Consider the following 12687-nt stretch of genomic DNA (forward strand, 5'->3'; position numbering starts at 1 on the left):
CGCCGCTGCTCGCCGCGCCCACGGGCTGGCGCGGCGTGGTGCTGGGCCTCGCGCTGTCGGCGCTGCCCTGCGGGCTGCTCTATGCCGCCCTGGCCGGCGCGGCGGCGACCGGCAGTGCGCTGGCTGGGGCGATCGCCATGGCCGCCTTCGTCGCCGGTACGGTCCCGGCGATGGTCGGCGTGGCACTGCTCGGCCGGCTGTTCCTGCGCCGCGCCGGGGCGGGACTGCAACTGGCCGGCGCCGCGCTCTTCGCGCTGAACGCGGCCGTCCTGGCGGGGATGGCCTGGCGCCTGGTGGCCTGAGCGGCAGCCGGACGGCGCCTCGCGGCGCAGGCCGCCCTTTCACCGCAGCGCAACCAAAGCCGCGCTAGCGCAGGTCCTGACTCCAGAACGGTGCCCGCATGTCCGTCGCGGTTTCCGGCACGGTGCCGGACGCCATCCTCGAGAACGCCCGCCCTGGCGACTGGGACGCCGTGCTGGTGTTCTCCGGCGGGGTGCTCGAGGTCGCGCTGACCGGGCCGGATGCCAACCGCTTCGAACCGGCCTTCGACCGGGCCCGGCAGACACTGACCATCACCCCGGCGCAGGCCTTCGACGCCGAGTCAGGGGGGCCTTCCGTCGTCAGCTTCGGCCTGTCGGTGCGCACCGCCGCCGGCTGGCAGGACCTGCCGCAGGCGTGGCAGGTGGCGCTGGTCAACCTGGACGACACTCCGCCGCAGGCGCTGCGCTTCCTGTCCGGCGGCGTGGTGTTGGCGAACGACCCCGGCGCGCCGGTCGGCACGCTGGTCGCCGACGACCCGGACACCGCGACGCCGCTGCAGTTCAGCGTCCCCTGGCCCGATTCCGCCTTCTTCGAGGTGGTCGGCGACGTGCTGAAGCTGCGCGACGGCGTGGATCTGCGCGCCTTCGCCGGCGGCGTGCGCGAGGTGGTGGTGGAGGCCTGGGACGGGCTGCAGGCCGCGGCCTTCCTGCTGACCGTGCAGGTGCTGGCGCCGGGCCCGACGCTCGAGCTTCGCGAGGGCGGCGCCGGGGCCGACACCATGACGGGCGGCGCGGCGGCCGACCTGCTGCTCGGCCAGGGCGGCGATGATTCGCTGACCGGCCTGAACGGCAACGACATCCTGGAAGGCGGTGCCGGCAACGACACCGTGGATGGCGGGCTGGGCAACGACACCATCGATGGCGGCACCGGCGCGGACCTGCTGGGGGGCGGCGTCGGCGTCAGCGGCAGCGACATCCTGCGCGGCGACGACGGCAACGACACGCTGCGCGGCTTCAACGGCGACGACACGCTGGAGGGCGAGGCCGGGCGCGACCAGCTGGAGGGCGGCAACGGGCTCGACCTGCTGGATGGCGGAGAGGGCGACGACCTGCTGTTCGGCGGCGCCGGCGCCGACACGCTGGTAGGCCGCGTCGGCAACGACACCCTGGACGGCGGAACCGAGACCGATCTGCTGGACGGCAGCGCGGGCAACGACTCGCTCTGGGGCGGGGACGCCGCGGATTCGCTGCTCGGCGGCGATGGCGCGGACACGCTGGATGGCGCTGCCGGCACGGACAGCCTGGCCGGTGGCGCGGGCGACGACACCTATCTGCTGGACGACCTGGCCGACCTGGCCATGGAACTGCCGGAGGAGGGTTTCGACACGCTGGCCGTGCGCGTCGTGGCCACCATCCTGCCGAACATCGAGCGGCTGCTGATCCGCGCCGGGGCCGGCGACCTGGCCGGCTTCGGCGCGGAGACGGATGACGTGCTGGCGGGCAACGAGGGCGCGAACCGCCTCGTGGGGGAGGGAGGCGCGGATACGCTGGACGGGGCCGCCGGCGCCGACACGCTGGAGGGCGGCGAGGGCGCCGACCTGCTTCTCGGCAGCATCGGCAGCGACAGCCTGCTCGGCGGCGCCGGGGCAGACCGATTGGAGGGCGGCGCGGAGGCCGACATCCTGGCCGGCGGGGCGGAGGGCGACACGCTGCTGGGCGGTGATGGCGCCGACCGGCTGCGCGGCGAGGAGGGCGCGGACAGCCTGGATGGCGGCACCGGCGGCGACACGCTGGAGGGCGGCGAGGCCGCCGACACGCTGCTGGGCGGCAGCGGCAGCGACAGCCTGTCGGGCGGCGCCGGGACCGACCGGCTGGAGGGCGGCACGGAGGGCGACACGCTGGCCGGCGGGACGGAGGGCGACACGCTGCTGGGCGGTGATGGCGCCGACCTGCTGCGCGGCGAGGAGGGCGCGGACAGCCTGGATGGCGGCACCGGCGGCGACACGCTGGAGGGCGGCGAGGCCGCCGACACGCTGCTGGGCGGCAGCGGCAGCGACAGCCTGCTCGGCGGGCCGGGCGCCGATTCGCTGGCCGGCGGCACCGAGGCGGACACGCTACGCGGCGAGGCGGGTGACGACTCGCTCGATGGCGGCGACGGCGAGGACTACCTGCTCGGCGGCGCGGGACGCGACCTGCTGCGCGGGATGCTCGGCGGGGACGTGCTGGACGGCGGGGAAGATGGCGACCTGCTGCTCGGCGACGAGGCCGACGACGTGCTGCTCGGCGGCACCGGCAACGACCTGCTGGCGGGCGGAGCAGGCAACGACACGCTGGATGGTGACGCGGGAGCGGACCTGCTCTGGGAGGATCTGGGCAATGACCTGCTGCGCGGCGGCGAAGGCAACGACACGCTGCTCGGCGGCCGCGGCGCCGATACGCTGGAAGGCGGTCCCGGCGCTGATCTGCTGGACGGCGGCGCGGGGGCTGACCTGCTGGTCGCGGGGCCCGACCCTGGATCGGAACTGCGCGGGGGTGAAGGCCACGACAGCCTCGTCGCCGTCGCGGGTGAGGGGATCGGGAGCCTGCTTATCGGCGGGCTTGGGGACGATCTCTACGTGGTCGATTCGCCGGCGGATCTCGTGCTGGAGGAACCGGGCGCGGGGATCGACACCGTGCTGCTGGCGGTTGCCGCAAGCGCCTTCCGGCTCCCTGACAACATCGAGAACGCCACCCTGGCCGAGGGCAGCCAGGGTGTCGTCGGCAACGCCCTGGCCAATTCCCTGGTCGGCAATGCGGGCGCGAACCTGCTGTTCGGCGGCGACGCCGCCGACACGCTGTTCGGCGGCGGCGCGGATGACACGCTGATTGGCGGCGCGGGCCAGGACCTGTTCGTCTTCGGACCCGGCCAGGGGCGTGACCGAGTCACCGACTTCGCGATCGGCCAGGACGCCGTGCTGCTGGGCAGCAGCGGCTTTGCCAGCGTCGCGGCGGCACTCGGCGCGATCCGGCCTGTGACGGGCGGCATCGAGCTGGTCTTCCCCGCCGGCGGTTCGATCATCTTCGAGTGGATCGGCGCGCTGCGCACGCAGGACATCCTGCTCGGCTGAGCGCGCCCGCGCCTACCGCACCAGGTCGCGATAAGCGTGCCAGGTGGCGTGGCCAACCAGCGGCAGCACCAGCGCCAGGCCGAGGAAGAAGGGAACCAGCGCCATCGCCGTGAACACCACGATCAGCCCGGCCCAGAAGGCCATGGCCCGCCAGTTGTCGAGCGTCGCGCGGATGGAGATCACGACGGCCTCGATGGCGGAGATGTCGCGGTCCACCAGCATCGGAATCGACACGGCTGAGACGGCGAAGGCGATGGAGGCCAGCACGAAACCGACGCCGGTCCCGATGATCAGGAAGGGCAGCAGCTGTTCCGACCGCAGCAGCGCCATCGGCAGGCTGTCCAGCGTCGGGCTGAAGTTCAGGCCGAAGAACACCATGAAGATCAGCCCGGCCATGCGCACCCAGAACAGGTTGATCACCAGCAGCACGGCCCCCATCAGCGTGAGCTGCGGTGCGTTGCGCCGGAAGGCGGCGAAGGCCGTGCCGAGCGAGACGGGCTCGCCGCGCTCTCGCCGCCGGCTGGTCTCGTAGAGGCCGGCGCCGATCAGCGGCGCGACCAGGAAGAAGCCGGCCACCGCCGGCAGCACGGCCCAGAGCGCATCGACGGCGATCAGCGCCAGCACCAGCAGCCAGCCCGCCGCCACCACCGCGCCGCCGTAGAAGAAGCCGATATGCGGCGTGGCCATGAGGTCGCGCCACCCGGCCTCCAGCCAGGCCCAGGGGCGGTCATTCGGCACGATGTGGATGCGCGGGCGTGCAACCGGCTCGGCGACGTCGGTGGTCATCGCGGCAATCCTCCCCAAAAGGCCTCCCCAGCGGGGCGACCCCTGCTTCCGACTATAGGATCGGTGCAGCGCAGCAGGACTTGATCCTGATCAAGGACGGTTCCCGCCATTGGAGGTCTCTTCACGCGCACGTGCCGGTCGGTTCCGCGACCTCGGCGCGCGGAGGGGAGATCCGACCTCATGTCAGCAACTGGCTATGCCGCAGGGCTGGCCGCACCCGCGACGGGCACGCCGAGTGCCGTGCGGGTCGATGCCTATGTGGAGGCGCCGATCCGCGCCTTCGCGATCGCCACCGTCTTCTGGGGCGTGGTGGGCTTCCTGATGGGGGTGCTGATCGCCTCCCAGCTTGCCTGGCCGCTGCTCAACCTCGACCTCGAATGGACCACCTTCGGGCGGCTGCGCCCGGTGCACACCAGCGCCGTGATCTTCGCCTTCGGCGGCAACGCGCTGTTCTGCACCAGCCTCTATGTCGTGCAGCGGACCTGCCGCGCGCGGCTGTTCGGCGGCGAGCCGATGGGCTGGTTCCTGTTCTGGGGCTACCAGTTCGTCATCGTCGCCGCCGCGCTGGGCTACGTGCTCGGCGTCACGCAGGGCAAGGAATACGCCGAGCCCGAGTGGTACGTGGACCTGTGGCTGACGGTGGTGTGGGTGCACTACCTCGTCGCCTTCGGCGGCACGATCCTCCGCCGCGAGGAGCCGCACATCTACGTGGCGAACTGGTTCTACCTGGCCTTCATCGTCACGGTGGCGATGCTGCACATCGGGAACAACCTGGCGCTGCCGATCACGCTGGGCCATTCCAAGTCCTACGGCCTGGCGTCGGGCGTGCAGGACGCGATGATCCAGTGGTGGTATGGCCACAACGCGGTGGGCTTCTTCCTGACCGCGGGCTTCCTCGGGATGATGTACTACTTCATCCCGAAGCAGGCCGAGCGGCCGGTCTACAGCTACCGCCTGTCGATCGTGCACTTCTGGTCGCTGATCTTCCTCTACATCTGGGCCGGTCCGCACCACCTGCACTACACGGCGCTGCCTGACTGGGCGCAGACGCTGGGCATGGTGTTCTCGATCATGCTGTGGATGCCGTCCTGGGGCGGCATGATCAACGGCGTGATGACGCTGTCGGGCGCGTGGGACAAGCTGCGCACCAACCCGTCGCTCCGCTTCTCCGTCACCGCGGTCGGCTTCTACGGCATGTCCACCTTCGAAGGGCCGGTCATGTCCATCAAGGCCGTGAACGCGCTGAGCCACTACACCGACTGGACCATCGGCCACGTCCATAGCGGCGCGATGGGCTGGGTCGGCTTCGTGACCTTCGGCGCGATGTACTGGCTGTTCCCGCGGCTGTGGAACAAGAAGGGCGTGTGGTCCGAGAAGCTGATCTCCTGGCACTTCTGGATCGCGACGCTGGGCATCGTGCTCTACATCACCGCGATGTGGGTGTCGGGCATCCTGCAGGGCCTGATGTGGCGCGCCTACGACGAGAACGGCTTCCTGCAGTACAGCTTCATCGAGACGGTCGCGGCGATGCACCCCTACTACGTCATCCGCACCCTCGGCGGCGTGCTCTACCTCAGCGGCGCGCTGATCATGGTCTACAACCTCTGGATGACCGTCACCCGCGGCGAGCAGGCGGAGGCGGTCGCCGCTTCCGCGCCTGGCGCCGCCGTGCCGGCCGCCGCCGAGTGAAGGAGGGCGGGAAGATGAAGTGGTTCAACCACGCGAAGATCGAGACCAACCTGATCCTGATGGGCGTGCTCACGCTCATCACGGTCTCGATCGGCGGCCTCGCGCAGATCGTGCCGCTGTTCACGGTGGCCACGACGATCGAGCGGGTGGAGGGCGTGCGCCCCTACACCCCGCTCGAGCTCGCCGGCCGCAACATCTACATCCGCGAGGGCTGCTACGTCTGCCACAGCCAGATGGTCCGGCCGTTCCGCGACGAGCTGGAGCGCTACGGGCACTTCTCCCTCGCTGCGGAGAGCATGTACGACCATCCCTTCCAGTGGGGCTCCAAGCGCTCCGGGCCCGACCTCGCCCGCGTCGGCGGCCGCTACTCCGATGACTGGCAGGCGGCGCATCTGCGCAGCCCGCGCGCGGTGGTGCCGGAGAGCATCATGCCGCCCTACGCCTTCCTCGACCGTCCGCTGGCTTATGCGGACATCGCCGACCACCTGCGCGCGCAGCGGGCGATCGGCGTGCCCTACACGGACGAGATGATCGCCAACGCCCGCGCCGACCTCGAGGCGCAGGCGCGCCCAGAGGCCGATGCCTCCGGGTTCCAGGGCCGCTACGCCCGCGCCCGCCAGGCCGCCTTCGACGGCGACCCCGCGCGCGTGACGGAGATGGATGCGCTGGTGGCCTATCTGCAGATGCTCGGCACGCTCGTGCAGTTCCGCGACGTGACGCCCGAGCAGCTGCGGCAGCAGTGAGGAGGACGGCGATGCTCGAGACCCTGGCCTCCATGCAGTCCACGCTCTCCACGCTGTGGGTGGTGTGGTTCTTCGTCCTGTTCACGGGGATCATCCTCTACGTGATGGCCCCCTGGCGGAAGCGCGGCTACGAGCGCGCGGCCGACATCCCGCTGCGTGACGAGCCACCTTCGGCCCAATCCACGTCCCGCGCGCCTTCGGCGCGACCCACGTCCCGCGCGCCTTCGGCGCGACGCTGAGGAGCCGGCCGCGATGCCGACGAAGATCGAGAAGGACGCCCTGACGGGCACCGACACCACCGGCCACGAATGGGACGGGCTGAAGGAGCTCAACACGCCCCTGCCCAAGTGGTGGCTCTACCTGCTCTACGTGACGATCGCCTTCTCGGCGGTCTGGGTCGTGCTCTACCCGGCCTTCCCCTTCAAGGGCTGGACCGGCGTGACCGGCTGGGTGGCGCGGGAGGCGGTGGTGCAGGACGTCGCCGCGGCGAATGCCCGCATGGCGCCGATGATGAACCGTATCCGGGAAGCGACGCCCCAGCAGATCGCCGCCGATCCGGAGCTTCGCAGCTTCGCGATGGCCGGCGGGCGCATCGCCTTCGCCAACAACTGCGCCGGCTGCCACGGCGCGGGCGGGCAGGGCGCCGTCGGCGGCTTCCCCTCCCTCGCGGATGACGACTGGATCTGGGGCGGCACGCATGACGCGATCCGCGCCACCATCCAGCACGGCATCCGCGCCGGCGAGAGCGACGAGGAGCGCGTCAGCGTCATGCCGCGCTTCGTGGCTGACGGCGTGCTGACGCTGGCGCAGGCCTCCGACGCGGCGGAGTTCGTGCTGTCGCTGTCGGGCCGGGCCACCGACCAGGCGGCGGTGGAGCGCGGCAAGCCGCTCTTCGCCGAGAACTGCGTCTCCTGCCATGGCGAGAACGGCGAGGGCAACCGCGACGTCGGCGCGCCGCGGCTGAACGACCGGGTCTGGCTGCACGCTTCCGACCGGGCGTCCATCGCGCGCTACATCGCCAACCCGCGGCTCGGCGTGATGCCGGCGTGGGGCGGCCGCCTGGATCCGGCGACCGTCAACATGCTGACCGTCTACGTGCACGCCCTCGGCGGCGGCGAGAACTGAGGCAGGCTACGCGCGGGTCCGGGGAGACCGCCCAGATGAACGACGTCACGGCACGCGGGAAGCTGAAGTCGGCGGGGCCGGTCGCCGCCGCCGACCAGCCGCTCTACGCGAACCGCCAGAAGGTCTATCCGAAGGCGGTGAGCGGGCCGGTGCGGCGGGCCAAATGGGCGGTCCTGGTCGCCTGCCTCGCGCTGTACTACCTCGCGCCCCTGATCCGCTGGGACCGCGGGCCGAACCAGCCCGACCAGGCGATCCTGGTCGATATCGGCAACGGCCGGCTCTACTTCTTCTGGTTCGAGATCTGGCCGCAGGAGGTCTACTACCTCACCGGCCTGCTGGTGCTGGGCGCGATCGCGCTGTTCGCCGCGACCAGCCTGTTCGGCCGCGTCTGGTGCGGCTTCGCCTGCCCGCAGACGGTCTGGACGGACCTGTTCATGTGGGTGGAGCGCCTGATCCAGGGTGACCGCAACGAGCGCATGAAGCTCGACAAGGCACCCTGGACCGCCGCGAAGTGGCGCAAGAAGATCGTGACGCATGCCGCCTGGCTCGGCATCGCCGCGGCCACCGGCGGCGCCTGGATCATGTATTTCAACGATGCGCCGACCATGACCGTGGCGCTGTTCACCGGCCAGGCGTCGCTGGAGGTGTATTTCTTCTTCGGCCTGTTCACCGCCACCACCTACGTGTTGGCCGGATGGGCGCGGGAGCAGGTCTGCACCTACATGTGCCCCTGGCCACGCTTCCAGGCGGCGATGCTGGACGAGAACTCCCTCGTCGTCTCGTACCGCGCCTGGCGCGGCGAGCCGCGCGGCAAGCTCAAGGGCGAGGGCCACGGCGACTGCGTGGACTGCATGGCCTGCGTGAATGTCTGCCCGACCGGCATCGACATCCGCGACGGCCAGCAGCTGGAATGCATCGGCTGCGGCCTGTGCATCGACGCCTGCGACGACATCATGGCGAAGCTCGACAGGCCGAAGGGGCTGATCGCCTTCGAGACGCTGAAGAACATCGCCGCGTCCGAGACCGCGACGCGGTCGATGCCGCCCTGCGCCGCGCGCACCGCAACCGGCATGGGCGTGCGCCACGTGCCGCGCTTCATCCGTGCCCGCACGATCCTCTACGCCGCGGTGCTGTCTTCGGTGATGGCGGTGATGCTCGGCACGTGGATGCTGCGGCAGGAGGTGACGCTGGCCGTGCTGCGCGACCGCGCGCCGCTCTTCGTCAGCCTGGCCGATGGCGGCATCCGCAACGCCTATACGCTGAAGATCGCCAACAAGGCGCGCGACGGCGGCGAGCTGACCCTGGTGCTGGAAAGCCCCGCGCGCCTGCAGATGACCGTGCAGGAAGCGCAGGAGACCGGGCCGAACCGCTTCCGCGTCACCACCCGCGGCGATGGCATCACGCAGTGGCGCGTCCTGGCGACGCTGCCGCCGGGCGAGCGGACGCGCGAATCCACGCCCGTCACCTTCCGCCTGCTCGATGCGCGCGGCCGGACCGTCGTGCGCACCGACAGCGTCTTCCTCGGTCCGCATGGGGAGGGCCACCGATGAGCGACAGCACGTTCACCCGCGGCGGGGCCGATTTCGACCCGAAGCGGAGCAACTGGATCCCCTGGGCCTTCGTCGGCGGCATGCTGCTGGTCGTCGTGGTGAACCTGGGCATGGTCTATGCGGCGCTGTCCACCTTCACCGGCGTCACCACCGGCAAGTCCTACGACCGCGGCCGCGCCTACAATCAGGTGCTGGCGGAAGCGGCGCGGCAGGATGCGCTGGGCTGGCGCGCGCGCGTCGCGCTGGAGGGTGGGGTCGTCCTCGTCACGGTCGCCGACCGCGAGGGCCTGCCGGTCGGCGGGCGCGTGGAAGGCGTGCTGCTGCGCCCGCTCGAAGGCGCCGAACTCCACCTGGACTTCGCCGCCGCCGGTCCCGGCCGCTTCATCGCCTTCGCCCCGCTGCCCGGCCGCGGGCAGTGGGAGGCGCGACTGACGCTGACCGGGGAGCGCGGCGAACGCTTCGACATCCGTGAGCGGATGGTCGCCCCGTGACCGTCGCAGCTGGCCTTCCCGAAGGCCTTGCACCCGGCCAGGCAGGCTTCTCCCGCGCGACCTGCGCGCATTGCGGCACGGCGCTGGCGCCCGGCCAGGGCGAGTTCTGCTGCACCGGCTGTTCCGGCGCGCATGCCCTGGTGCGCGGCCTCGGCCTCGATGCCTTCTACCGGCGGCAGGAGACGGCGGCCGGGACCCTGCGCCCCCCGGAGAGCGTCTCAACCGACTTCGCGCCGCATGCGGTGCCGCAGCGCGACGGGACGATGCAACTCGAGCTCATGGTCAGTGGCCTGACCTGCGGCGCCTGCGTCTGGCTGGTGGAACAAGCGCTGGCCGCGGAGCCCGACGTGCTGAAGGCGCGCGCCAGCCTCTCCGCGCGGCGGCTCACCATCGCCTGGCGCGGCGATGCGGCGCGCGCGCGCGACCTGGCCGGGCTCGTCGCCCGCCTCGGCTTCAAGGTGGCGCCCTGGTCGCCCGCCTGCCTGCGCGCGACGGAGGATGCGGAAGGCAGGGCGCTGATCCGCGCCCTCGGCGTCGCCGCCTTCGGCAGCATGAACGTGATGCTGGTCTCCGTCGCGGTCTGGGTCGGCTCCGACATGGAGCCCGCGACGCGGCACATGATGCACTGGCTGGCGGCGCTGATCGGCCTGCCGACGGTGCTGGTGGCCGGGATGCCCTTCTACCGCTCGGCATGGGACGCGATTCGCGCCGGGCGGGTGAACATGGACCTCGCGGTGTCGATCGGCGTGATCGCCACCACGCTGATGTCGCTGAGCGAGACGCTGCGCAACGGCGACTACACGTGGTTCGACGGTGCGACCTCGCTGCTCGCGCTGCTGCTGGCCGGCCGTGTGCTGGACCGCGGCATGCGCCGCAAGGCGCGCCAAGCGGTGGCGGAGCTGCTGGCCCTGCAGGAAGGCACCGTCGCGCTGCGCCTGGCGGACGGCACGACCCGCGGCGTTCCGGCCGAGAGCGTGCGCGCCGGCGATGTCCTGCTGGTCGCGGCCGGGGAGCGACTGCGCCTGGACGGCACCGCGGAGGAGGCGGTGACGCTCGACACCTCCGCCACCACCGGCGAATCGCTGCCGCGCGAGATGGCGCAGGGCGAGGCCCTGCCGGCCGGCGCGGTGAACATGGGCCCGGCCTTCCTGATGACCGTCACCGCCGCCGCGCGCGACGGTTCCCTCGCGCAGCTCGGCCGCCTGCTGGAACGGGCGGAGGGTGCGCGCGGCCGCTTCGTCTCCATCGCCGACAAGGCGGCGCGGCTCTATGTGCCCGTCGTCCATGTCATCGCGCTCGCGACCTTCCTGGGCTGGTGGCTCGGCGTCGGCGTCGCCTGGCAGGCGGCGCTGGTGCCCGCCGTCGCGGCGCTGATCGTCACCTGCCCCTGCGGCCTGGCCATCGCCGTGCCGGCGGTGCAGGTCGCCGCGGTCGGCGCGCTGTTCCGCAAGGGGGTGCTCGTCGCCTCCCCCACCGCGCTGGAGCGGCTGGCCACCGCCGACCATGCCGTGCTGGACAAGACCGGCACGCTGACCGAGGGCCGGCCGGAGCTGATCGAGGACGAGACGATCGACCCCGAGCTGCTGCGCGAGGCGGCGGCGATGGCGCGCGCCAGCCGGCACCCGCTGGCGCAGGCGCTGGTGCGCGCCTGCCCCGAGGCGCCGGCCTTGTCCGGCGTGCGGGAGATCCCCGGCAAGGGCCTGGTGCGTGGCAGCCTGCGGCTCGGCAGCCCCGCCTTCTGCGGCATGTGCGACGACCCGGGCTCCGGCATGGTGCTCGTCTATTGCGTGGCCGGCGAGGCGCCGGTGGTGTTCCGCTTCGCCGACCGGCTGCGCGGCGATGCCGGCGAGGCGGTGCAGGCGCTGCAGGCCCTCGGCCTGGAGACCGAGCTGCTGTCCGGCGACGGCGCCGGCGCGGTGGAGGCGGCGGCCGCGGCGACGGGCATCGGCCCCTGGCAGGCCCGCGCGACGCCCGCCGACAAGGCGCACCGGATCGAATCGCTCCGCGCCGACGGCCGCCACCCGCTGATGGTGGGCGACGGAATCAACGACGCCGCGGCGCTGTCGCTGGCGCATGTCTCGGTCAGCCCGGGCAGCGGCACGGACCTGGCGCAGGCGGCATCCGACGTGGTGCTGCGGGCGGAGCGGCTGACCGTGCTGCCGCTGGCCATCCGCGTCGCGCGCCGCGCGCAGCGCCTGGCGCAGCAGAACATCGCCTTCAGCCTGGCCTACAACGTGGTGGCCGTGCCGCTGGCGGTGCTGGGCTTCGTCACGCCGCTGATCGCGGCGGTGGTGATGGCCAGCTCCTCCATCATCGTCATCCTCAACGCGCTGCGCGCGGGCAAGGAGGTGGGCGCATGAACGCCCTGGTGTTCCTGGTTCCGGCCGCCCTCGTGCTCGGCCTGCTCGGGCTGGCGCTGTTCCTCTGGACGCTGAAGTCGCGCCAGTACGACGACCTGGATGGCGCGGCGTCCCGCATCCTGTTCGACGACATCCCACGGAAGGACCAATCCCGATGATCTACTTCGTCGTTCTCGGCGCCATCCTGGCCGTGCTGGGCCTCGCCGCGATCTCCGCCGCGCAGGAACTCGGCCTGATGCTGTTCGGCTACGGGTTGTTCGGCTTCGGCGTGCTGTTCGCGCTGTTCCTGGTGAAGCGCCACTTCGACCACCAGGACGGGTCGGCCCGGCCCTGACCGGGGCGGACGGGGCGCGTGCCGGCGTCGTGATCGGCGCCGTTGCGCTGCCGGGCGCATCACGCGACACTCCGCCGCAGGGCCCATGAGGGGCCCCGTTTGGGGAACGACCAGGATGAAAACAGCACGCCTCCTCTCCGCCGCCTTCTGCGCGGCCGCGCTCGTGGCTTGCGCCGACCAGCAGGCCGGCACCGCGCCCGCCGCCTCCGCGCCCGCCGCGCCGCAGGCCGCCGCCGTCGCCA

The 12687-nt window shown here is 72.0% G+C and carries 12 protein-coding genes; 11 read left to right on the forward strand and 1 reads right to left on the reverse strand.

The window, feature by feature from the left end; translation table 11 throughout:
* Window positions 1–302, forward strand: a 302-nt coding sequence (locus OZN99_RS14595; protein ID WP_270935975.1) for an urease accessory protein UreH domain-containing protein, incomplete at its 5' end; no start/stop codon positions are given.
* Window positions 303–400: 98 nt separating this feature from the next.
* Complete coding sequence (locus OZN99_RS14600; RefSeq protein WP_270935976.1) at window positions 401–3367, forward strand: calcium-binding protein; 2967 nt, start codon at window positions 401–403, stop codon at window positions 3365–3367.
* Window positions 3368–3379: 12 nt separating this feature from the next.
* Here the strand turns inward: OZN99_RS14600 and OZN99_RS14605 are convergent, their stop codons facing one another.
* A complete protein-coding gene (locus OZN99_RS14605) occupies window positions 3380–4153 on the reverse strand; it encodes a DUF2189 domain-containing protein (RefSeq protein ID WP_270935977.1) in 774 nt (257 codons plus the stop codon).
* Window positions 4154–4333: 180 nt separating this feature from the next.
* Here OZN99_RS14605 and ccoN point away from each other — a divergent pair, with 180 nt between their 5' ends.
* The 9 genes from ccoN to OZN99_RS14650 are packed head-to-tail and all read left to right on the forward strand — an operon-like array spanning window position 4334 to window position 12445.
* Window positions 4334–5842 carry a cytochrome-c oxidase, cbb3-type subunit I gene (gene ccoN, locus OZN99_RS14610; RefSeq protein ID WP_270935978.1) on the forward strand — a complete coding sequence of 503 codons (1509 nt, stop codon included), beginning with the start codon at window positions 4334–4336 and terminating at the stop codon, window positions 5840–5842.
* A gap of 14 nt (window positions 5843–5856) precedes the next feature.
* A complete protein-coding gene (gene ccoO / locus OZN99_RS14615; RefSeq protein ID WP_270935979.1) occupies window positions 5857–6585 on the forward strand; it encodes a cytochrome-c oxidase, cbb3-type subunit II in 729 nt (242 codons plus the stop codon).
* Window positions 6586–6596: 11 nt separating this feature from the next.
* On the forward strand, window positions 6597–6824 hold the full coding sequence (locus OZN99_RS14620; protein WP_270935980.1) for a cbb3-type cytochrome oxidase subunit 3: 228 nt from the start codon (window positions 6597–6599) through the stop codon (window positions 6822–6824).
* A 13-nt stretch (window positions 6825–6837) separates the two neighbouring features.
* Window positions 6838–7710 carry a cytochrome-c oxidase, cbb3-type subunit III gene (gene ccoP / locus OZN99_RS14625; RefSeq protein WP_270935981.1) on the forward strand — a complete coding sequence of 291 codons (873 nt, stop codon included), beginning with the start codon at window positions 6838–6840 and terminating at the stop codon, window positions 7708–7710.
* A gap of 35 nt (window positions 7711–7745) precedes the next feature.
* Window positions 7746–9260 carry a cytochrome c oxidase accessory protein CcoG gene (gene ccoG, locus OZN99_RS14630; protein WP_270935982.1) on the forward strand — a complete coding sequence of 505 codons (1515 nt, stop codon included), beginning with the start codon at window positions 7746–7748 and terminating at the stop codon, window positions 9258–9260.
* Complete coding sequence (locus tag OZN99_RS14635; protein WP_270935983.1) at window positions 9257–9751, forward strand: FixH family protein; 495 nt, start codon at window positions 9257–9259, stop codon at window positions 9749–9751. Before ccoG ends, OZN99_RS14635 begins: the two co-directional genes overlap by 4 nt.
* Window positions 9748–12111, forward strand: a complete 2364-nt coding sequence (locus OZN99_RS14640; RefSeq protein ID WP_270935984.1) for a heavy metal translocating P-type ATPase — start codon at window positions 9748–9750, stop codon at window positions 12109–12111. The genes OZN99_RS14635 and OZN99_RS14640 overlap by 4 nt, the downstream gene beginning before the upstream one ends.
* On the forward strand, window positions 12108–12269 hold the full coding sequence (gene ccoS, locus OZN99_RS14645) for a cbb3-type cytochrome oxidase assembly protein CcoS (RefSeq protein WP_270935985.1): 162 nt from the start codon (window positions 12108–12110) through the stop codon (window positions 12267–12269). Before OZN99_RS14640 ends, ccoS begins: the two co-directional genes overlap by 4 nt.
* A complete protein-coding gene (locus OZN99_RS14650) occupies window positions 12266–12445 on the forward strand; it encodes a hypothetical protein (protein WP_270935986.1) in 180 nt (59 codons plus the stop codon). The genes ccoS and OZN99_RS14650 overlap by 4 nt, the downstream gene beginning before the upstream one ends.
* The last annotated feature ends 242 nt before the right edge of the window (window positions 12446–12687 follow it).

The organism is Falsiroseomonas oryzae (assembly GCF_027856955.1).
Taxonomy (GTDB): domain Bacteria; phylum Pseudomonadota; class Alphaproteobacteria; order Acetobacterales; family Acetobacteraceae; genus Falsiroseomonas; species Falsiroseomonas oryzae.